The organism is Lascolabacillus sp., from assembly GCF_028696275.1.
Taxonomy (GTDB): domain Bacteria; phylum Bacteroidota; class Bacteroidia; order Bacteroidales; family Dysgonomonadaceae; genus Proteiniphilum; species Proteiniphilum massiliensis.
Map to the genome: position 1 here is coordinate 1 of NZ_JAQVHI010000009.1, position 20,844 is coordinate 20,844.

General features: G+C 35.2%; 16 protein-coding genes. 10 read left to right on the top strand and 6 right to left on the bottom strand.

The features are described from left to right. A partial coding sequence (locus PHO43_RS03905; RefSeq protein ID WP_288011367.1) for a tyrosine-protein phosphatase occupies nucleotides 1-745 on the bottom strand: 745 nt, incomplete at its 3' end. A 610-nt stretch (nucleotides 746-1,355) separates the two neighbouring features. Here PHO43_RS03905 and nadA point away from each other — a divergent pair. The 9 genes from nadA to PHO43_RS03950 all read left to right on the top strand — a co-directional run bounded on the left by nadA (nucleotide 1,356) and on the right by PHO43_RS03950 (nucleotide 14,596). Beyond that, a complete protein-coding gene (gene nadA / locus PHO43_RS03910) occupies nucleotides 1,356-2,300 on the top strand; it encodes a quinolinate synthase NadA (RefSeq protein WP_053827049.1) in 945 nt (314 codons plus the stop codon). 106 nt (nucleotides 2,301-2,406) lie between these two features. Then, a complete protein-coding gene (gene ychF / locus PHO43_RS03915; protein ID WP_045090568.1) occupies nucleotides 2,407-3,510 on the top strand; it encodes a redox-regulated ATPase YchF in 1,104 nt (367 codons plus the stop codon). Between the two features lie 271 nt (nucleotides 3,511-3,781). After that, on the top strand, nucleotides 3,782-4,792 hold the full coding sequence (locus PHO43_RS03920) for a LacI family DNA-binding transcriptional regulator (protein ID WP_045090567.1): 1,011 nt from the start codon (nucleotides 3,782-3,784) through the stop codon (nucleotides 4,790-4,792). 52 nt (nucleotides 4,793-4,844) lie between these two features. Then, nucleotides 4,845-6,620, top strand: coding sequence for an L-fucose isomerase (locus PHO43_RS03925; RefSeq protein WP_045090566.1), 1,776 nt, complete (start codon nucleotides 4,845-4,847; stop codon nucleotides 6,618-6,620). Nucleotides 6,621-6,761: 141 nt separating this feature from the next. Then, a complete protein-coding gene (locus PHO43_RS03930) occupies nucleotides 6,762-7,925 on the top strand; it encodes a glycoside hydrolase family 172 protein (RefSeq protein WP_288011376.1) in 1,164 nt (387 codons plus the stop codon). A gap of 169 nt (nucleotides 7,926-8,094) precedes the next feature. Further along, nucleotides 8,095-10,194 (top strand): glycoside hydrolase family 88 protein, encoded by a 2,100-nt coding sequence (locus tag PHO43_RS03935; protein WP_288011379.1) that lies wholly within the window; start codon nucleotides 8,095-8,097, stop codon nucleotides 10,192-10,194. Between the two features lie 2 nt (nucleotides 10,195-10,196). Beyond that, nucleotides 10,197-11,444 (top strand): DUF6786 family protein, encoded by a 1,248-nt coding sequence (locus PHO43_RS03940; protein WP_288011381.1) that lies wholly within the window; start codon nucleotides 10,197-10,199, stop codon nucleotides 11,442-11,444. Nucleotides 11,445-11,528: 84 nt separating this feature from the next. After that, nucleotides 11,529-12,974: an L-fucose:H+ symporter permease gene (gene fucP, locus PHO43_RS03945; protein ID WP_288011384.1), complete on the top strand. Its 1,446-nt coding sequence runs from the start codon at nucleotides 11,529-11,531 to the stop codon at nucleotides 12,972-12,974. A 2-nt stretch (nucleotides 12,975-12,976) separates the two neighbouring features. Beyond that, a complete protein-coding gene (locus tag PHO43_RS03950; protein WP_288011387.1) occupies nucleotides 12,977-14,596 on the top strand; it encodes a ribulokinase in 1,620 nt (539 codons plus the stop codon). A 4-nt stretch (nucleotides 14,597-14,600) separates the two neighbouring features. On the opposite strand, the gene PHO43_RS03955 is transcribed toward PHO43_RS03950, so the two are convergent. The 4 genes from PHO43_RS03955 to polA form a co-directional block, all read right to left on the bottom strand. Continuing rightward, a complete protein-coding gene (locus PHO43_RS03955; RefSeq protein ID WP_045090562.1) occupies nucleotides 14,601-14,843 on the bottom strand; it encodes a thiamine-binding protein in 243 nt (80 codons plus the stop codon). A 61-nt stretch (nucleotides 14,844-14,904) separates the two neighbouring features. Then, the gene (locus tag PHO43_RS03960; RefSeq protein ID WP_045090561.1) at nucleotides 14,905-15,684 is read right to left on the bottom strand and encodes a radical SAM protein; all 780 of its coding nucleotides are present in this window, start codon (nucleotides 15,682-15,684) and stop codon (nucleotides 14,905-14,907) included. A 37-nt stretch (nucleotides 15,685-15,721) separates the two neighbouring features. Beyond that, on the bottom strand, nucleotides 15,722-16,174 hold the full coding sequence (locus PHO43_RS03965; RefSeq protein ID WP_045090560.1) for a YqaA family protein: 453 nt from the start codon (nucleotides 16,172-16,174) through the stop codon (nucleotides 15,722-15,724). Then, the gene (gene polA, locus PHO43_RS03970) at nucleotides 16,174-18,987 is read right to left on the bottom strand and encodes a DNA polymerase I (RefSeq protein ID WP_045090559.1); all 2,814 of its coding nucleotides are present in this window, start codon (nucleotides 18,985-18,987) and stop codon (nucleotides 16,174-16,176) included. Before polA ends, PHO43_RS03965 begins: the two co-directional genes overlap by 1 nt. Before the next feature lie 97 nt (nucleotides 18,988-19,084). Here polA and PHO43_RS03975 point away from each other — a divergent pair, with 97 nt between their 5' ends. After that, nucleotides 19,085-20,059, top strand: a complete 975-nt coding sequence (locus PHO43_RS03975; RefSeq protein ID WP_288011390.1) for a polyprenyl synthetase family protein — start codon at nucleotides 19,085-19,087, stop codon at nucleotides 20,057-20,059. A 66-nt stretch (nucleotides 20,060-20,125) separates the two neighbouring features. Here PHO43_RS03975 and PHO43_RS03980 read toward each other — a convergent pair whose 3' ends face one another. Next, the gene (locus PHO43_RS03980; RefSeq protein WP_045090557.1) at nucleotides 20,126-20,548 is read right to left on the bottom strand and encodes an Hsp20/alpha crystallin family protein; all 423 of its coding nucleotides are present in this window, start codon (nucleotides 20,546-20,548) and stop codon (nucleotides 20,126-20,128) included. Nucleotides 20,549-20,844: the final 296 nt, after the last annotated feature.

Sequence of the window (20,844 nt, forward strand, 5' to 3'; positions counted from 1 at the left end):
GTACACCCAGAGCATATAAAATAAAATAAGATGCCAGCCCTATTCCATCTTTTCCCAAAGATCCTGATAATAAAATGGGATAATTAGCATCATTTGTTAATATATCAAACATCTCACCAAATTGCTCCTTATGATTTTCTACTATATCTATATAAGATTCCTGAACATATCTGATGGCATCACTACGGTTAAAATTATCATTTAACAATTGTGCATCCAATTTCTCTGCATCCATTGGTAGCAACGGAAGTGAAATTTTTCTGATAGAGGGATGTATAAGTATAGGATATTTACCAGCTGTTTTTTCTGATCTGAAATCAATTATTGTTTTAATATTTAATCTTCTTATTTTTTCCTGATCATAAAGAGTAGCACTGCTTAAGTCAGCTGACCTATATATTTGTCCCCACTTTATTTGTCTGTCATCTGTTGTAAAATATCCTCCAATATCTCTAAAGTTTTTAATGTTGTTCATATCGATTACCCGATTTGCTACAACTCCTGATTGAACTCCCGCCGTACGTAATATAAAATATTCCCTTAATCCTGAACCTGTAGGATTCAATGTTAATACCTGATTTGCAATTTTTGTGGTTGTTACAGGTGTGAAACTTGTAAGAGAACTATCGGATAGTGATGAATAAATATCAATATCACCCTCCTGGTCCGGGCTTACTTCCCACTTGAGCAGAAAATCTCCCTTTGGATCTTTTTCCACCACAGAAGTGATTTTTACCGTTGACATACAGGAGTTTGTGACGATAATCACTGAAAATAGAAGATATATTAAGTATAGTTTCTTCACATTCAACATAAAATACAAACAAATGTAGTAAAAAGAATGTTCTAAATAAAAAAACTTCTCGGATCTATTAACAATATATAATTATTCGTTTTTCTTTTTAATAATTTATCTCTTAAGCTTTTAAGGTAAAAATAAAGCTTTTAGATAAGTTGTTGATAAGTTGTAAATCAGATGTGCAAAAATATTGATAAACTAATTTGTTTATTCAGATAAAATTTACGCTATAATAATTTTGAATAAACCCAAATAAAAGTAGCTTTAATTAGCATCGAAGTTTCACATTCTTTTCAACAGTGGTTTTATATCATAAAGGAAAATAATTATTAACTTTGCAAAGTATATACAGTTTATGATAACATTTATAATTATCACTGAATTATAAAGTTAAACAGAAAATAAGTTGTTGATAACTGTTGATAACTTCAATTTACTGGTTAATAACTATTCAACTCTCTTTTTTGCAAAATAAGATATCTACAATATCAACAGGCTATCATTACAATCATATATCTTTTTTAATTTTAAAACTATATATAATAATAATAAGGTTATGAGTAAAGAAGAAATCATTCAAAATATAGTAAGACTAAAAAAAGAAAAAAATGCAATTATCTTGGCGCACTACTATCAGGATTCTGATATACAGGATATTGCAGATTTTGTAGGTGATAGTCTTGCACTTGCTCAGTGGGCAGCCAAAACAACAGCTGATATTATAGTGTTGTGTGGTGTACATTTCATGGGTGAAACAGCGAAAATATTAAGTCCCGAAAAAAGGGTATTTATTCCAGATATGAAAGCAGGTTGCTCACTTGCGGATAGTTGTCCTGCCAAAGAATTTAAAAAATTCATTGATGAGAATCCAGGACATACTGTTTTATCCTATGTAAACACAACAGCTGCCGTTAAGGCATTAACAGATATAGTTGTTACTTCCACAAATGCCAAACAGGTAGTAGATTCGCTTCCCATTGATGAAAAAATTATTTTTGGACCGGATAAGAATTTAGGTGACTATATTAATAAACTTACTGGAAGAAATATGCTGTTATGGGAGGGTGTATGTCATGTACATGAGCAATTTTCTCTGGAGAGAATTCTTGAATTAAAAAAAGAGTATCCTGATGCATTACTTTTAGCTCATCCTGAATGTCCAAAATATCTGCTTGAAGTAGCCGATCATGTAGGATCAACCTCATCAATTTTAAAATTTGCAACTAATTCTGATAACAAAAAATTTATTGTGGCAACTGAAGCAGGTATCCTGCATCAGATGCAAAAAGAAAATCCTGATAAACTTTTTATTCCTGCACCTCCAGAAGATTCCACATGTGCTTGTAACGAATGTTTCTACATGAAAATGAATACATTGGAAAAACTTTATTTGTGTTTGAAATTAGAAAAACCGGAGATTTTTGTTGATGAAGAAACAAGAATTAAAGCCGTTAAACCAATAGAAAGAATGTTGGATATTTCAGCAAAGTATGGTTTATAATTGTTTTTTGTACCTTTGCATCCTCAAAAATCCGACATTCAACTTTTTATATATATAAGCTTGTTTTAAGTTATAAGAGGAATAGTGTCTTTAAAAAATTCATAAAATGGCTCTTCAATGTGGTATTGTAGGACTTCCTAATGTAGGAAAATCCACACTTTTTAATTGTTTGTCAAATGCTAAGGCGCAGGCAGCAAATTTTCCTTTTTGTACAATTGAACCTAATGTAGGTGTTATTACAGTTCCTGATGAAAGATTAAATAAAATTGCAGAACTTGTAAAACCACAAAGAATATTACCTACAACAGTAGAGATAGTAGATATTGCCGGTTTAGTAAAAGGTGCAAGCAAAGGTGAAGGTTTAGGTAATAAATTCCTGGCTAATATAAGGGAAACTGATGCTATCCTGCACGTTTTGCGATGTTTTGATGATGAGAATGTAACTCATGTTGATGGAACAGTTGATCCGGTACGTGATAAAGAGATTATTGATGCAGAATTGCAGTTAAAAGATCTTGAAACTATTGAATCTCGAATCAGCAGGGTAGAGAAACAAGCTAAAACAGGTGGAGATAAAGATGCTAAATTAGCCTTTCATGTCTATTCAAAAATTAAAGAAGCATTATTGAGAGGAGAATCTGCAAGAACTGTAGAATTTGATACTAAAGATGAAGCTAAAGCTGCAAATGATCTTTATTTACTGACATCAAAACCAATAATGTATGTTTGCAATGTTGATGAATCAAGTGCTGTTAACGGAAATAAATATGTTGATCAGGTAAGGGAAGCAGTTAAAAATGAGAATGCTGAAATTTTAATAGTTGCTGCCAAAATTGAATCAGAGATAGCTGAATTTGACAATTATGAGGAGCGACAAATGTTTTTAAATGAACTGGGTTTAGAGGAATCAGGTGTTTCACGACTGATTAAATCTGCGTATAGACTACTGAATTTAAAAACATTTATTACTGCTGGAGTTCAAGAGGTAAGAGCATGGACATTTCATGATGGATGGAAAGCTCCTCAGTGTGCCGGAGTTATTCACACCGATTTTGAAAAAGGTTTTATTAGAGCTGAAGTGATTAAATATGAGGATTTTATCACATATGGATCAGAAAATGCTGTGAAAGAAGCCGGTAAAATGAGTGTGGAAGGAAAGGATTATATTGTTCAGGATGGCGATATAATGCATTTCAGATTCAATGTTTAAAGAATTTCCCCTAGTTTATTCTTACTTAATACTTACTTAATACTTACCTCGCTCTTATAATCTTCTTTCAAATAAGAGCGTGGTAAGCAATATACAATACCGAGATAAACCTAAAGTAATACCTGTTTATACTCTTCTTCATTATAAATTAATTGTTTAAATAAAACCGTTTGTGTTGTAAAACATAAAAATATATTTGTAATTAAACGATTAACCTTTTTCCTTTGTAATACCCATAGTTTTACTTTATTTAGCAAATAAACATATAATTATGAAAAAAATTTCATTGAAAACTATTGCAAACGAATTGGGAGTATCCTCTGCCACAGTTTCTTTAGTTCTTAATGGAAAAGATAAAAACGGCAGGGTAAGCAAGGAATTATCTAAAAAAATATTAGAAAAAGCTGCAGAGCTAAACTATATTCCAAATACACTTGCTAAAAGTCTTAAGGTAGGAAAATCTAATACAATAGGACTTATAATAGCTGATATTTCAAATATATTTTTTGGTACACTGGCACTATATATTCAAAATTTTGCACAGCAGAAAGGATATACAGTTATCATAGGTAACACAAATGAAAATTTGAACGAGATGGAACTTGTGATTAATTTCTTGAGCTCCCGACAAGTAGATGGTTTTATAATTACCCCTACGGAGAAAAGTCAGGATTTACTTAATAAGCTAACCTTGAATAATATACCATTAGTTTTAGTGGATAGAACATTTCCTGAATTAAATGTAAACTCGGTAATGATAAATAACTATGAAATATCATATAAAGCAACGGAACAACTGATTAAAAAAGGATGTAAAAATATTGGAGTGATATCATATAAACAGGATCATTATCATGTTAATGAGCGCAAAAGAGGTGCAATTGAAGCATTGAAAAATTTCGGTATATTTTATCCTGAAAACATAAAAGAGGTAAGATATAATCACTTATCAGAGGATATATCTGAAGCAATTGACAAAATGATTAATAATAACCCTAAAATTGATGGTATATTTTTTACCACAAACTCTATATCTATTAATGGGGTAAAATCTTTAATCAAGAATAACATTGTTATTCAAAAAGATATTCAAATAACCTGTTTTGATGAGAATGATGCCTTTTATATTCTACCCTATTCTATACCATTTATAAAACAACCAATAAAAGAAATTGCAAGAAGAGCTACAGATATGCTTATTGAGCAAATAGAAGACAAAAAAAATGAAGTTAATAGAATAGTTCTTGATTCGGAACTAGTAGTAAATGATTTGAATAATTAATCCTTTATTTCTTAGTTAAACGATTGATATAACTAATATAAATTCAAATTTTATGAAAAACTCTTATCCGAAAATTGGAATACGTCCCATAATAGATGGCAGGCGTGATGGTGTAAGAGAATCATTGGAGGAAACAACAATGAATCTTGCAAGAAGTGCAGCAAAGTTGTATAGTGAAAACCTTAGGTATCCGGATGGAACTCCCGTTCAGTGTGTTATTGCTGATACCTGTATTGGAGGAGTAAAGGAAGCTGCAATGTGTGCAGAGAAATTTGAAAAAGAAAATGTTGGTCTGTCACTCTCAGTTACCCCCTGCTGGTGTTATGGATCTGAGACCATTGATATGAATCCTAATATACCAAAAGCTATCTGGGGGTTTAATGGTTCAGAACGACCAGGAGCTGTATATTTAAGTGCTGCTCTTGCCGTACATAGTCAGAAAGGATTACCAGCATTTGGAATTTATGGAAAAGATGTTCAAGATGTTGGAGATGAAACAATTCCGGAAGATGTTCGTGAGAAACTGCTAAGGTTTGCAAAAGCTGGTCTTGCAGTAGCTATTATGAGAGGCAAATCTTATTTATCAATTGGATCTGTATCTATGGGAATAGGGGGATCAATGACCGATTCTGATTTTCTTCAGGAATATCTTGGAATGCGTACCGAGTATGTGGATTCAGTCGAAATAATGCGTCGTATCCAATTGGGAATATATGATAAAGAGGAGTATGAAAAAGCATTGCAGTGGACAAAAGATAATTGTGTAAGCCGTGAAGGAGAAGACTTTAACCCTGAGCATAAGAAACATAGTCGTGAACAGAAGGATAAGGATTGGGAATTTGTGGTGAAGATGACTTTGATATTCAGGGATTTGATGGTTGGAAATCCTGAACTTGAGAAAATTGGTTATATAGAAGAGGCACTTGGACATAATGCAATTGCAGGAGGTTTTCAGGGTCAACGACAGTGGACCGATTTTCTTCCTAATGGTGATTTTTCAGAAGCTATACTTAACTCTTCATTCGATTGGAATGGAAAACGCAAACCATTTACATTTGCCACAGAGGATGATCATTTGAATGGAATTAGTATGCTATTTAACCAGCTGCTTACAAACAGATCTCAGATTTTTGCAGATGTAAGAACTTATTGGAGTCCTGAGGCTATAGAAAGGATCAGTGGATGGAAACCTGATGGAATATTAGAAAATGGTGCCATTTTTCTCAAAAACTCTGGTTCTTGCACTTTAGATGGAACAGGACAACAAACAGATTCTGAAGGAAATCCTGTTATGAAACCATTCTGGGAAATAAGTGATGAGGAGGTTGAAAAAATGCTGGATGCTACTACATGGTATCCCGCTTCACTTGAATATATGAGGGGTGGGGGCTTTTCATCGCAATTCATTACAAAAGCAAATATGCCTGTAACAATGAGTCGCATAAATATTGTAAAAGGACTGGGTCCTGTTTTGCAGATTGCAGAGGGGTGGACTGCTACTTTACCTGAAGAGGTGTTCAAGCTTATTGACGGGCGTACTGATAAAACCTGGCCATCTACATTTTTTGTGCCAAGAATTACCGGTAATGGTAGATTCAAGGATGTATACTCTGTTATGAATTATTGGGGAGCAAACCATGCAGCAATAAGCTATGGACACATTGGCGCTGATTTAATAACACTTGCATCTTCCCTCTCTATTCCTGTAAATATGCATAATGTAGAGGATGAAAAAATATTTCGCCCTTCAGCCTGGTCGGCTTTTGGTTCCGACAACGAAGGTGCAGATTATAGGGCTTGTGCAAATTATGGACCACTATACAGATAATAAACTTGTAACTTGTTGTTAGCTCATTTTTAAGTCAATAATAAAACTGATAATATTATTTGGTTTAATGGTGAAAGGTCTATTACTCTCCTTATAAAAAGTAAAAATGTAAAATTCAATAACGAATAAACTTCAATTAATATGAAATCAAAGTTTAATTTAATATTAGCAATATTGCTCTTTTCAACAGGATTGTTTGCACAAAATCGTTCATTTTCAGGTTTGGAAATGAATATGGGTAATCTGTATCGACTATCAAATGCGGAGACAAGATCAATAAGCCCTGAAAACTTTACAGGTGAAAAGGGTAAAGGTGGAATGGCAATACCAGATCCAAATGCACCAAGGAATACTGCTAATGCCACTGAACCTGCGCGTGACCTGGGACAGGGATGGAAGGTTAATCCATTTGTAACTATTCAACCCGGTGAAACCTTTACAATGGCAGAAATTGATGGTCCAGGTGCAATTCAGCATATTTGGATGACTCCTACAGGAAACTGGCGTTTCTCTATTATAAGGATTTACTGGGATGATGAAAAGGAACCTTCTGTTGAAGCTCCAATTGGTCATTTCTTTGGAATGGGGTGGAATGAGTATGCTCATCTGAATTCATTACCTGTAACTGTTAATCCGGGGAGTGCCTTTAATAGTTACTGGGTTATGCCTTTCAGAAAAAAGGCACGTATAACCATGACTAATATTAATGATTCTGAGCCAATGAACCTCTATTATCAGGTTGACTATACTCTTACTGATGTTCCGGATGATGCAGCTTACTTCCATGCTCAATTCAGGAGAACTAAAGTAAATCAGACATCAGATTATACTATTGTTGATGGTATCAAAGGAGAAGGACATTATGTAGGTGTATATATGGCTTGGCAAGTGAATAACAATGGTTGGTGGGGAGAAGGAGAAATAAAATTCTTTATGGACGGTGATAAACAGTTTCCAACTATTATTGGTACAGGTACTGAAGATTATTTTCTTGGCTCATACAATTTCGACCGTAATGGCAAATATGTAACTTTTACTACTCCATATTCAGGTTTGGTGCAGGTTTTACCACCGGATCAGATTTACAGGGCAGGTCAAAGATTCGGCCTATACCGCTGGCACATTATGGATCCTATTAGGTTTAAAAAGGATTTAAGAATAACAATACAGGATTTGGGATGGCGTCACGGACATAGGTATTTGCAACAGCAGTCTGATATCTCTTCTGTTGTATTTTGGTATCAGTCAGAACCTCACGCAACATTTCCTAAATTACCTTCATGGCATGAATTGGAACTTAATTGATATCTGAATTTCTTTCTTTGGAAAAAGATTTAATCTCTTAAAATACTGATCCGGATGGTTTATAAAATCGGTTCATCTCAGTGATAACAGCAGATCTAATTTATTAAAAATTAATATGTTAGAACTTACTTTTATAATTATTGGGTGAATAGATTAAAAATCAGATATAATGAAAAAGTATATTTACAATTCTGGTAATAAAAGTCAGAAGTTATTAATATTAATATATATATTTTTTTCTGCATCATTTTATCCTCTTTCAGGAGGTGAACCGATTATATTGTCATCAGACCTCAAAAGTTATATTGAGAAAATTGAGTATGATCTTTTGGGAGTGAGTAAAGGTGTGAATGAGATTACGGTGATAGATAAAAACATTATTCATGTAAGGATATTTTTTATACTTGACAAGCAAATTCAGCAAGATGATTGGCAAGTAGTGGTAACTCCTGCATTTAATCCAGAATATCACTGGGCGCCACATCTTACTCCTACAGATAGTCATGTAATTGAGCAGCATGTATTTCGTTCTCCTGCACTTATTGCATCTGATAGGAATAGTATGTTAATGCTTATTCCGGATCTTGATATAATGAAAAGAGGTACACCCGTCAGGTGGTATATGGATTTGGATGCGCCAGGGAATCGTCTAGTCATTGGAATGAGTAATAGCAGAGTAGATAACCATATACTTTTTACACGTGAACCAGGTGCAATATACCCTAAAGGTGAAGTGGAATTTGGTTTTTACATAATTCATTCAGATGATGAGAATGCATTGAATAACCCATTCAGGTTGGCTTTAAACTTCTTATGGACCAACTGGGGACATGATCTGTATCAATCAGGAAATCCTGTTGATGGAGATCTTGAGAACTATGTTGAGCACACTTATAACTGGGCTTTCAACAGCTGGAGTGAAAGTGTATGGCAGGAGTTTGAACTGAACGGCAGGAATGTTGGTTCTCCGGTTTTTATAGTAAATGTTACTCAAAGTCCTAACTATCCTGGTGAAATAAATGAAAGGGAGTTCAGATCTGTATGGAATCAGGCGTGGTTCAGTTCACTTCGATCTGCAAGTGGATTGTATAGATATGCAAGACGTACTGGTAAAAAGGAGCTAATGGAAAAAGCTCTGCTTACAAAGGAGCTTGCACTCTCATTTCCTAAGAAAGAGGGTTTCTTTTATGGGCTCATTGGTACAGAAATGCATCAGAAAGAGATAGGAGGAGAGACATTTTACCGAAGTAAGGGATGGGACACACATTACTGGGGAAATTCAAACCGTAATCCCTATACCTGGAATCCTGAAGAGTCTCCTTTTCATATATTAGATATGAGCTGGACGGCGTTGTTAATGCTAAGATGGTATGAAGATCTTGAAAAGGACGAAAGATTGCTTGAATATGCAAAAGACTATGCGGAATCTCTGCTGACTATCCAATCAAAAGAGGGCTTTTTCCCGGGATGGCTAAACTTGAATACTCTGCAACCTATGAGCCATTTAAACAGTTCTCCTGAAACTTCTATGTCAGTGACATTTCTTCTGAAACTTTATGAGTTGACCGAAGAAAAGAGGTATTGTGATGCAGCTCTTAAGGCTATGGATATTATAATTGAAGAAATAATCCCAACTGGCAGATGGGAGGATTTCGAGACTTATTGGTCATGCTCACGGTATGGTTCAGATAATTTGATTGGTAGTAAGATTTCCAGGAATAATATGTATAAACAGAATAATTTATCGATGTTCTGGACAGCTGAAGCACTTTTGAAGAGTTATAAAGTAACAGGTGTAGAGAAATATTTGAAGTATGGTCAACGAACATTGGATGAGATGCTTATGACACAAGCTTCCTGGCAACCACCCTATATGTTTGTTAACGTATTAGGAGGATTTGGTGTTCTTAATGCTGATGCTGAATGGAATGACTCACGACAAAGTCTATTTGCTGAACTGATTATACAGTATGGTAAATTACTTAATAAACCTGAGTATATTGAGAGGGGATATGCTGCCCTTAAAGCTTCGTTTGTAATGATGTATTGTCCTGAAAACCCTCAGACTATGAAACAATGGGAGAAAGTTTATCCATTTTTCGGAAGAGAGGATTATGGATTCATGATGGAAAATTACGGACATGGTGGCAGAACCGGCCCTGATGGGGAAGGTATGGGTGAATTTACAATTTACGACTGGGGAAATGGTGCTGCAGCAGAGGCTTATAACAGGATACTTGACAAGTTTGGTAATTTTAATTTAGAATAAATATGAAATCAAAAAACATTATTCTATTCACTGTTTTATTGATAGTTGGTATAGGGATAATATCATGTTCGGAAAATAAAAATAGATCAGAAGATATGGGAAAAGAGTATGAAAAAGGTACGTTTGGATATGATCTGAATTATCTATCTGAAAAAGATAGTATCATACTTCTAAAATCAGAAGATGAAAAAGCACAGATTATTCTTTCTGCAAAATATCAGGCTAAAGTATTCACTTCAACTGCTAATGGACTGGAAGGGAATAGTCACGGATTTGTAAATTACAAGTTCTTTGATTCAGGTATTGTTGATGAACACATGAATGGATTTGGAGGTGAAAATCGTTTATGGCTGGGACCGGAAGGGGGCAGATACTCAATTTTCTTTGAACCTGGCCATGAACAGATATTTGAAAACTGGCATACACCAAAAGCAATAGATATTGAAGAGTGGGAAGTAAAGGATGCTGATAATAACAATGCTACTTTTATAAAAGATATTGTATTGAATAATTATAAAGGTACACGTCTGAAATTGGCTGTTGAACGAACAATTTCTTTATTAAATGAAGAAGAAATAGAACGTAAATTGAAATTGAAGATTCCACAAGGGGTAAATTCAGTGGCCTATTCAACAGTAAATAAAATCACTAATCAGAACGATTTTAAATGGGATAAAGAAACAGGAACTATCTGTATATGGATGCTTGATATGTTTAATCCATCTGATTCTGCCGTGACAATTATACCTTACCATAAAGGTGACCCGAAAGAGTTGGGGAATATTGTAAAGTCAGACTATTTTGGAGAAATATCTTCTGACAGACTGATTGATCAAGATGGTGTATTGCTCTTTAAAACTGATGGAAAATCAAGAGGTAAGCTGGGTATGAATGCTCTCAGAACCCGGGGTATTGCAGGTAATTACGATCCGATAACTAATCGTCTGACTGTTGTAACATTCGGTGTTAATCCCAAATTTGTATATCTAAATCAGGAATGGAATCCGGAAACAGATCCAATAGTTGGTGATGCTCTAAATGCATATAATGATGGACCTCTGGAGGATGGAAGTATAATGGGGCCTTTCCTTGAGTTGGAAAGCAGCTCTCCAGCTGCATTTCTTGAACCGGGACAGACTTTATCTCATAAACATAATGTTTTTCATTTCGTAGGAGATGAATTAATGTTGTCTCAAATCTCCGAGGTACTTTTAGGTACCAGTCTTGATACACTGAAATCTGTCTTCTGATATTATTAAAAGTTATAATTTTCGATGAAAATGTAGACTGAACCAATAACACAAGTAATAAATAATATTATCAAAATATCTTGTATGAATAAAGACATAGAAAAACACCGTTTAGTACCACCGGGGATACTGTTCCCATTTATACTTCTTACTGCATTGTTCTTTATTTGGGCAGTACCCAATAACTTGACTGACACTATGCTTGCTGCATTCAAGCGAATTATGAGTCTGACCGATACCCAGACAGCGTGGATACAAGTAGTTTGTTACCTCCTTGGGTATGGTTGTTTTGCTTTGCCAGGTGCAATTTTTATAAAAAAACATACATATAAATCCGGAGTTTTGTTAGGATTGGGTATGTGTGTGCTGGGAACCATGCTTTTCTATCCGGCAATGCTTGTAAACAATATAAGTTCGCCACTTAGTTTTGCAACATATCTATTCGCTATATTTGTACTATTCGCCGGATTGTCTGTACTTGAAACAGCAACAAATGCATATGTATATTCTTTAGGAGATCCGGAATCTGCTACCAGGAGACTTAATTTCTCACAGTCTTTCAATCCTTTTGGTGCTTTAACAGGTGTACTTGTGAGTCAGATTTTTGTATTATCACGGTTAAACACTTTGACTGCAGATGAAAGAGCTACTCTAAGTATGTCTGAATTAGGAGCTATACAAAATATTGAACTTAATGCTGTGACAACAACATATTTGATTTTAGGGGTTATAATGCTTGTTTTATTGTTATTGATTTTATTTACCATGATGCCAAAAGCTCAGGATGATGATAAAAGTTTGCATTTAAAAGCCACATGGAACAGGCTAAAAAAGAATAAAAACTACACTTGGGGGGTTATAGCACAGTTTTTCTATGTCGGAGCACAAATTGCCGTATGGTCATTTATAATACGTTACGCTATGCAAACTCTCAACCTTGACTCAGTAATTGCGGGGTTGGGTGTTAATCCTTCACAAGAAGAGGTTATTGCTGCTCTGAGAGGTGTTGAACCAATTGCGGGGGGGGTTTATAATTTGGCAGAATTTTTTGGCATTGATGTGTTGCTTCCACGTACAGCAGAACAAGCCGGCGCAACATATTACATACTATCATTAATACTTTTTGTTATTGGACGGTTTACCTGTACCTGGTTCATGAAGTATATAAAACCAGTAAATATATTGTCTGGTCTGGGAGTACTTGCAATAACTGCAACATTGATAGCTATATATGCAAGTGGTTTTATTGGTATTTATGCATTAATATCGATATCGGGATTTATGTCAGCAATGTTTCCAACAATTTATGGTTTAGGCATGAGAAACTTGGGAGAGGATACCAAAATCGCAGGTTCAGGTATGGTTATGGCTATAGCTGGTGCTGCTATATTGACACAACTACAAGGGATTCTTTCAGATCAATCCGGAGCGATTAAATTTGCCTATTGGGTGCCAGCTATAGCATTTATTATTATCACATTTTATAGTTTCACTTATGCACGTAAAAAAACAGTAGAACTAGTTGATTAGATATGGAAAAGATTGTAATTGGAATTGATTATGGGACTGACTCATGCAGGGGAATTGCGGTTGACTGTTCTTCTGGTATGGAGTTGGCTTCATATACTTCATTTTATTCAAGATGGAAAGAGGGTCTCTATTGTGATTCAAATTCAAATTGTTACCGCCAACATCCTAAAGACTATATCGAATCTTTAGAGGAGGTGATAAAAGGGTTACTTGAAAATCTTTCTGAAAGTGAAGTTCAGAGCATTACGGCATTAGGTATAGATACAACGGGAAGTACTCCATGTCTTACTGATTTAAATGGTACTCCTCTTGCATTATTACCGGAGTTTGAACATGATCCTGACGCTATGTTTGTTCTCTGGAAAGATCACACAGCTATTCGTGAGGCTGAAGAGATAAACGTCTTGGCCAAAAAATGGGAAATCGACTATACAGTTCGTTCCGGTGGTACATATTCACCAGAATGGTTCTGGTCTAAAGCTCTGCATTTGATTCGTTCCAATGAGAAAGTAAGATCTAAAGCATATTCAATTATTGAGCATTGCGACTGGATGCCGGCATTACTGACAGGCCGGTTTAAACCTGAAGAAGTTAAACGTAGCAGATGTGCTGCAGGACACAAAGGTATGTGGGCAGCAGAGTGGGGAGGTTATCCATCTCAGAGATTTCTATCAGAACTGGATCCGTTATTAAACGGATTTGCTTCGCGTTTAAGCAGTGAAACTTACACGAGTGATAAACTGTGCGGTAAAATCACTAAAAGTTGGTCAGAGAGGCTTGGATTGCCTTCAGACGTTGATGTGTCAATTGGCATCATAGATGCTCACGCTGGAGCTATTGGTGCCGGTATAGGTGCAAATAAAATGGTCAAAATAATAGGTACATCTACTTGTGATATTGTTGTTACACAGTATGAGAATTTAAAAGGCAGAAATATTAATGGTATAAGTGGACAGGTAGATGGTTCTGTTATACCTGGTTATATAGGACTAGAGGCAGGGCAATCGGCATTTGGAGACGTTTATGCATGGCTTAGAGACATACTTACATGGTCGGTTAAATCTCTACCGGAAAAGAATTCCGTGACCAAAGATATTTTATCCAAACTATCAAAAGAGGCATCACAACTTGAAATTAATGAGTCCGATATGATTGCAAACGACTGGTTTAACGGTCGTCGCACCCCTTTTAACAACCCTGAAGTAAAAGGTGGATTAACAGGGTTAAATTTAGGAACAACCCCTTCAGAAATTTTCAAAAGTCTGGTAGAAGCTACAGCATTTGGCTCAAGAGCAATTATGGAGCATCTTGTTAATGAGGGAGTTGAGATAACAGAAGTTATTGGAGTTGGAGGAATATCTTTAAAGTCACCCTACGTAATGCAAATATTATCAGACATAATGGGGATTCCTATAAAAATAGCCAAAGCACAGCAGGCTGGAGCATTAGGTGTGGCTATGTGTGCAGCAACTGCAAAAGGTCTGTTTGAATCTGTGGAAAAGGCTCAGCTTGCTATGGCTCAGGGTATATTGACCCAATATACCCCTCGGGAAGAGTACAGATCTATTTATGATAAATTGTATTTGCGCTATAAGGAATTTTGCAGTTTCCTGGAGTTGTGATACTCTATTCGCGATCCATATTTATGATTTTAAGAACAAAAATGGAGTTGGGCAGTTCAAATGCATTTTTTATACATTTTGTAACTGCTTCCATAACTTCATCAAACTGACCAAATACCTGAGTAGACATTCTGTTTGATTTTACTGTTATATTTTCATTCTCTTCCAATGCCTTGATGAATTTTTTTATCGGAGCTTTGTACTCTTCATTCAATGGATAGTAGCTTATATCAATGGATGTTTTCATAATTTTTTAATATTTATAAATAGTATAGTCTACATTGATAACCATTGCGCCACTAATTTGTTCACCCGGCGACGTTTGTCCTTATTCCAAGTTCTTCTACTCTTGAAGCAATTTTTTGAAGCAACTCGTATGGTGCCTTTTTAAGGCCTTCTGCGGGAGTTTCACGGTCAATAGTATAAATCATTACCTCTTTTGGTTTAATTGCTTTAAGGAGCTCTAACCAAGCTGAAACTTCAGCTTCTGAAGTGTTGTCGATGAATTTACCTTCAAACTCACCTTTTAGGAACATTGTTTGCAATATAAAATTACCTTTGAACTTTTTGTATAATTCTATTTGTCGGGATACACTGTAGTCTGGTGAATTTGGACGATCAATAAGTCTTACTGTCTCATCAAAAGCTGAATCAAGTTTCAGAACCGCTTTTTCAACTTTCATCAATGCCTCAAAAACTCCGGGATTCTTGAGATGCATACCATTTGAGAGTACACTTATTTCAGTTTCAGGGTAATATTGGTTCCGAAGTTCTATAGTGTCTTCTATTATTTCTTTAAATTTTGGATGCATGGTTGGCTCGCCATTTCCGGCAAATGTAATTACATCCAGTGTACTGCCCTCACTTTTGAGAAACGATAGTTTATCTTCCAGTGCAGCTTTCACCTCTTTTCTGTCGGGTAATCCGGTCCTTGTACGAAAATCTTTATTAAAACCACACTCACAGTATATACAATCGAAAGAGCATAGTTTGCCATCATATGGTAACAGGTTTATTCCAAGAGAGGTTCCCATGCGGCGACTATGCACAGGTCCAAAAACTATTTCATTAAATAATATTGTTGACATTACATTTACTTTTACAAAATGATAACATTATTGATGTTTAAAACCATTTTATGATCTCACCTGTACCATAGCCAATCAAAATATAGCGTAATAACTTGCCTATAGTCATACTTATCATAACCATGGTAGTGTTTGCTCTCATGAAACCGAGTGCTACAAGTACTAAATCCCCAACAGCAGGAAGAAATCCGAAAAATCCCATCAATGCTCCTTTTCCCTGTAATCTTCCTACTGCCTTATCGATACTTTCCGGTTTAATCTTAAACCATCTTTCAAGCCATTCCACTTTTCCTAAACGGCCAAGGTAATAGCATGTGGAACCTCCGGCAGCATTGCCGATTGTTGCATATATTATGAGTGTCCACATATCAAGTCCGGCTGCTATAAGTGCTGAAAAGACCACTTCTGAACTGAAAGGAAGTATTGTTGCAGCAAGAAATGATGCAAGTAGCAGTCCCCAATATCCATATTCAGCTAAGTTTTCCAACATCAGTGTGCTACGAGCCAATTTTCTCCTACCCCAATCTCTGTCTTTAGCTGAACATTCATGTGATATGAGTTCTCCATCTCTTCTACAACCATCTCTCTGATATAATCAAGCTCTTCTGGGACAACATTAAAGTTTAATTCGTCATGCACCTGCATAATCATCTTTGATTTTTTATTGTCCTGCTCTAATCGCTTATGAATCCTTACCATGGCTACCTTAATAATATCAGCTGCACTACCTTGTATGGGTGCGTTAATAGCATTGCGTTCAGCAAAACCTCTGACTGTAGCATTTCGTGAACTTATATCAGGCAGATATCTTTTTCTTCCATATACAGTTTCAACATATCCATGCTCCCGGGCTTTCTCTATGCTATTCTCCATATATTTTTTTACTCCGGAAAAAGTCGAAAAGTAATCATCTATTAACTCCTTTGCTTCAGTTCGTGGAATAGTTAGCCTTTCAGACAATCCAAACGGTGTTATTCCATAAATGATACCAAAATTGGCGGTCTTAGCTTTTCTGCGCATATCCTGATCTACCTCTTCAATAGGGATTTTAAATATCTTTGAGGCAGTAGCAGCATGTATATCCTGACCTTTATTAAATGCTTCAATCATATTTTCATCGCCACTAAGATGTGCCATTATCCTTAACTCAATTTGTGAATAGTCAGAAGAAACAAACAGGCACCCATCGTCAGGTATAAATACTCTTCTTAACTCCTTTCCTCTCTCATCTCTGATTGGGATATTCTGAAGATTTGGATCTGTACTGCTTAATCTGCCTGTTGCAGCAACAGTCTGATTGAACGATGTGTGAACTTTACCTGTTTTAGGATTAACAAGAAGTGGAAAAGCATCAATATAGGTAGTTAGTAGTTTTTTAACCCCTCTCTGCTCGAGTATCTTGCTGATTATTGGATGTTTAGATCTGATTTTTTCTAATTCTTCCTCGCCCGTTTTGTATTGTCCGGTTTTTGTTTTTTTGGGTTTATCTACAATCTTAAGTCTGTCAAAAAGTACTTCACCTATCTGTTTAGGTGAGTTGATATTAAAATCAACACCTGCCATTTCGATAATTTCCTTTTCAATCTTTTTAAGTTCATCGGAATATTGACATGATAACTCCTCGAGTGCTTTAAGGTCTAACCTTACTCCGGTCCATTCCATGTCTGCCAATACATAGATTAACGGACACTCAATTTCATAAAATAGGGTAGTGAGGTTATTATTTTTAATTTCCTCTTTTAGTATATTCTTAAGTTTCAGAGTTATATCAGCATCCTCTGCTGCGTATTCAGCAACTATTGATATTTCTACATCTCTCATGTTCTTCTGATTCTTTCCTTTGGGCCCAATCAGATCTTCAATGTGTATCGTTTTGTAATTAAGATATGTTTCTGCCATATAATCCATACCATGCCTTAATTCAGGATTCAGCAGATAGTGGGCAACCATTGTGTCAAAGAGAGCACCTTTTACCCTAACATTATAATTACGAAGTTCCAAAATATCATATTTTATATTCTGGCCTACTTTTTCAATCTCTTCATTTTCAAAAAAGGGTTTGAATATGTTTACCTGTCTTTGGGCTGTTTCCTGATCTTCTGATATTGGGACATAATATGCTTCACCCTCTTTAAAAGCAAAGGAAAGGCCTACTAACTCACTTAACAATGGATCCATTCCTGTTGTCTCAGTATCAAAACAGACCGATTTCTGCTCAAGTAATGATTTACATAGAGATTCCATCTCTTTATCTGTTTTTACAGTTATGTAATTGTGTGGGGTAGAGTGGATATCAGTTAATTCAGATAATATATAATTGTCAGGTTTTGAAGTTAAAATACCAGTAGTTACATTAACTGTTTCTGAAGAAAATGAAGAGTCGCCAAATAGTTCACCCTGCAAGGGAGCTACTGTTTTATTTGACGGTTCCTGTTTAAAAACTCGAGAAAGTAAAGTTCGGAATTCCAGATCTTCAAATAAAGTCATCAATTCCTTTTCGTTTTTTTCTCTAAGAAGTAATTCATCCGCCTCAATATCAACAGGTACATCTGTTTTGATAGTAGCCAAATACTTTGATAACAGTATCTGTTCCTTGTTCTCTTCAACATTGCGCTTTTGCGCTCCTTTCAGTTGATCTGTATTCTCAAGCAAGTTTTCTATAGATCCAAACTCCTTAAGCAGCTTAACAGCGGTTTTCTCTCCAATACCGGGACAACCAGGTATGTTATCAGAACTATCGCCCATCAAGCCAAGCAGATCAATCACCTGGGCAGGGTATTCAATATTATACTTTTCTATGACTTTTTTATCATCAAGTATTTCGTAATCATTACCACCATACTTTGGCCTGTATATAAAAATAGTTGGTTCTGTAAGCTGACCATAGTCTTTGTCTGATGTCATCATATACACATCAAACTGCTCCCTGTCCATTTTCTTTGCAACAGTACCAATAACATCATCAGCTTCATACCCCGGCACTTCAAGTATAGGGATATTATAAGCTTTAATTATCTCTTTTATATAGGGGACTGAGGCTTTAATTACTTCTGGTGTAGCTTCTCTTTGGGCTTTATAAGATTCATATTCCAGATGTCGGAAAGTTGGACCGTCTGGGTCAAAACCAATTGCAATATGTGTAGGATTTTCCTTATTCAGAACCTCTTCAAGTGTATTTATAAAACCAAAAATTGCAGAAGTATTCCTTCCTTTTGAATCAATCCTCGGGAATTTAATAAATGCATAATAGGCTCTGTATATTAGCGCATAAGCGTCGAGTAGGAAAAGTTTGTTTTTGTTCATAATTTTCTATAAAACGGTGTACGGATTGGTAAAGTTACTAATATTTGTTGCTTTGAGTAGAATTATTTTTACTTTTGTACATATAATTTGGTATGCGATGGATCATAGTAGACTAATTAAAGATTTTCTTCAGGAAGAGTTAAATGTTTTCGATAAATATTTGCAAGAGTCTATTAAAAACAAAGATCAGAAACTCTCTGAAATGATTTCATATGTTTTTAGCACAAATGGAAAACGTTTGAGACCAATATTAGTGTTAATGACAGCGAAAGCTTGTGGAGGAATTATTCCGGAGACATACCACGGTGCTGTAACAATTGAATTGCTGCATACTGCAACTCTTGTTCACGATGATGTCATTGATCGCTCTGATTTAAGACGAGGAAGAAGTTCAATGAATGCCGTTTATGATAATACCAGAGCTGTTTTGGTTGGAGATTATCTGCTATCTGCAGCTTTAGCTGAGAGTGTTAAGACTAAAAACCTTGAGATTGTAAGAATCATTTCTGAATTGGGTCAGAATCTTGCTTCCGGAGAACTATCTCAGTATTCACTTGCAAGTGAGATAATTATTGATGAGGACGCCTATTTCGATGTAATTGATAAAAAGACAGCTTCATTGATACGAGCTAGTCTGGCAATAGGAGCTATAACCGGTGGAGCTGATAAAGAGCTTATCTCACATTTTATACGATTAGGCACACTTCTAGGTATATGTTTTCAGATCAAAGATGATATATTTGACTATTTCAATGCTGATGTTGGTAAGCCTACAGGAAAGGATATACGCGAAGGAAAAATCACTCTGCCATTGATATATGCTCTAAGAAATGCACCTGAAGAGGAGAGTAGTTCAATGATGGATATCTTAAATCAAAGAGAATACAGTGATGAGAATATTGAGCAGCTTCTAGAATTTGCTAAAAAATATAATGGAATAAAGGAAGCTTATCACAAAATGGATGTTTTGTTAGAAGAGGCGGAAGCGATTATTTCAGGATTAAAATATGATAGCGATATTAAGATGTATATGAAGATGTTTCTTATTTACTTAAAGGAAAGAAAAATTTAAAGGGTGAATTAATAATAATCCACCCTTCATTAATAACCTAAACAAATTTACCTCTCTTAAAATTGATTACTTAATTTCAATCAACTTCTCTTTCAAGCTCGTTTTCTCCTTAATTGTAGGAATTTCAATAGTTAGAACACCATCTTTTACACTTGCAGTGATTTTATCTTCGTCAACATCATCCGGCAATAGCATTGTTCTTTGGAATTGAGAATAAGAAAATTCTCGTCTCAGGTATGCTCCTTTTTTAACTTCTTCATTTTCAGATTTTTTCTCAAATGAAATCACCAAATTTTTATTCTCATCAAGTCTGACCACACAATCTTCTTTAGTCATACCCGGAGCAGCCACCTCTACAATAAATCCTTCATCATTTTGCTGGATGTTGATTGCAGGAATAGATTTTGCACTATTTTCCATCCATTCATTACCAAAAAAATCATTGAATACACTTGGTAACCAACTGTTTGTTCTTCTAATTAATGCCATAATATTTACCCTTTCTTATTTATTAGTTGTTATACTTACACCTAGTAAAAAGCAAAATATATACCATTAGTAAAAAAAAGAGAGAAGCTGACAAAATGACTTAAAAAGACGATATTTGCTGTGAAAACGATAGAATAAAGTGTCAAAAAGGCAGTATTTAGGGAAATCCAATCATAGTTTATTTTCATTCCTAATCTATTTATTCATATGATACTGAATGCCATTATCCTTACAGGAGTATGGCAGGGGATGCTTTAATTAAGTTGTATTGAGGATAAAATATAATCGAAACAAAA

Excerpts from the sequence above, each read along its gene's own strand:
- PHO43_RS03930 (WP_288011376.1), top strand. The coding sequence starts at position 6,762 with ATGAAATCAAAGTTTAATTTAATATTAGCAATATTGCTCTTTTCAACA.
- PHO43_RS03960 (WP_045090561.1), bottom strand. The coding sequence starts at position 15,684 with ATGTCAACAATATTATTTAATGAAATAGTTTTTGGACCTGTGCATAGT.
- PHO43_RS03925 (WP_045090566.1), top strand. The coding sequence starts at position 4,845 with ATGAAAAACTCTTATCCGAAAATTGGAATACGTCCCATAATAGATGGC.
- PHO43_RS03975 (WP_288011390.1), top strand. The coding sequence starts at position 19,085 with ATGGATCATAGTAGACTAATTAAAGATTTTCTTCAGGAAGAGTTAAAT.
- PHO43_RS03955 (WP_045090562.1), bottom strand. The coding sequence starts at position 14,843 with ATGAAAACATCCATTGATATAAGCTACTATCCATTGAATGAAGAGTAC.
- ychF (WP_045090568.1), top strand. The coding sequence starts at position 2,407 with ATGGCTCTTCAATGTGGTATTGTAGGACTTCCTAATGTAGGAAAATCC.
- PHO43_RS03920 (WP_045090567.1), top strand. The coding sequence starts at position 3,782 with ATGAAAAAAATTTCATTGAAAACTATTGCAAACGAATTGGGAGTATCC.
- nadA (WP_053827049.1), top strand. The coding sequence starts at position 1,356 with ATGAGTAAAGAAGAAATCATTCAAAATATAGTAAGACTAAAAAAAGAA.
- PHO43_RS03950 (WP_288011387.1), top strand. The coding sequence starts at position 12,977 with ATGGAAAAGATTGTAATTGGAATTGATTATGGGACTGACTCATGCAGG.
- fucP (WP_288011384.1), top strand. The coding sequence starts at position 11,529 with ATGAATAAAGACATAGAAAAACACCGTTTAGTACCACCGGGGATACTG.
- PHO43_RS03980 (WP_045090557.1), bottom strand. The coding sequence starts at position 20,548 with ATGGCATTAATTAGAAGAACAAACAGTTGGTTACCAAGTGTATTCAAT.
- polA (WP_045090559.1), bottom strand. The coding sequence starts at position 18,987 with ATGAACAAAAACAAACTTTTCCTACTCGACGCTTATGCGCTAATATAC.
- PHO43_RS03965 (WP_045090560.1), bottom strand. The coding sequence starts at position 16,174 with ATGTTGGAAAACTTAGCTGAATATGGATATTGGGGACTGCTACTTGCA.
- PHO43_RS03940 (WP_288011381.1), top strand. The coding sequence starts at position 10,197 with ATGAAATCAAAAAACATTATTCTATTCACTGTTTTATTGATAGTTGGT.
- PHO43_RS03935 (WP_288011379.1), top strand. The coding sequence starts at position 8,095 with ATGAAAAAGTATATTTACAATTCTGGTAATAAAAGTCAGAAGTTATTA.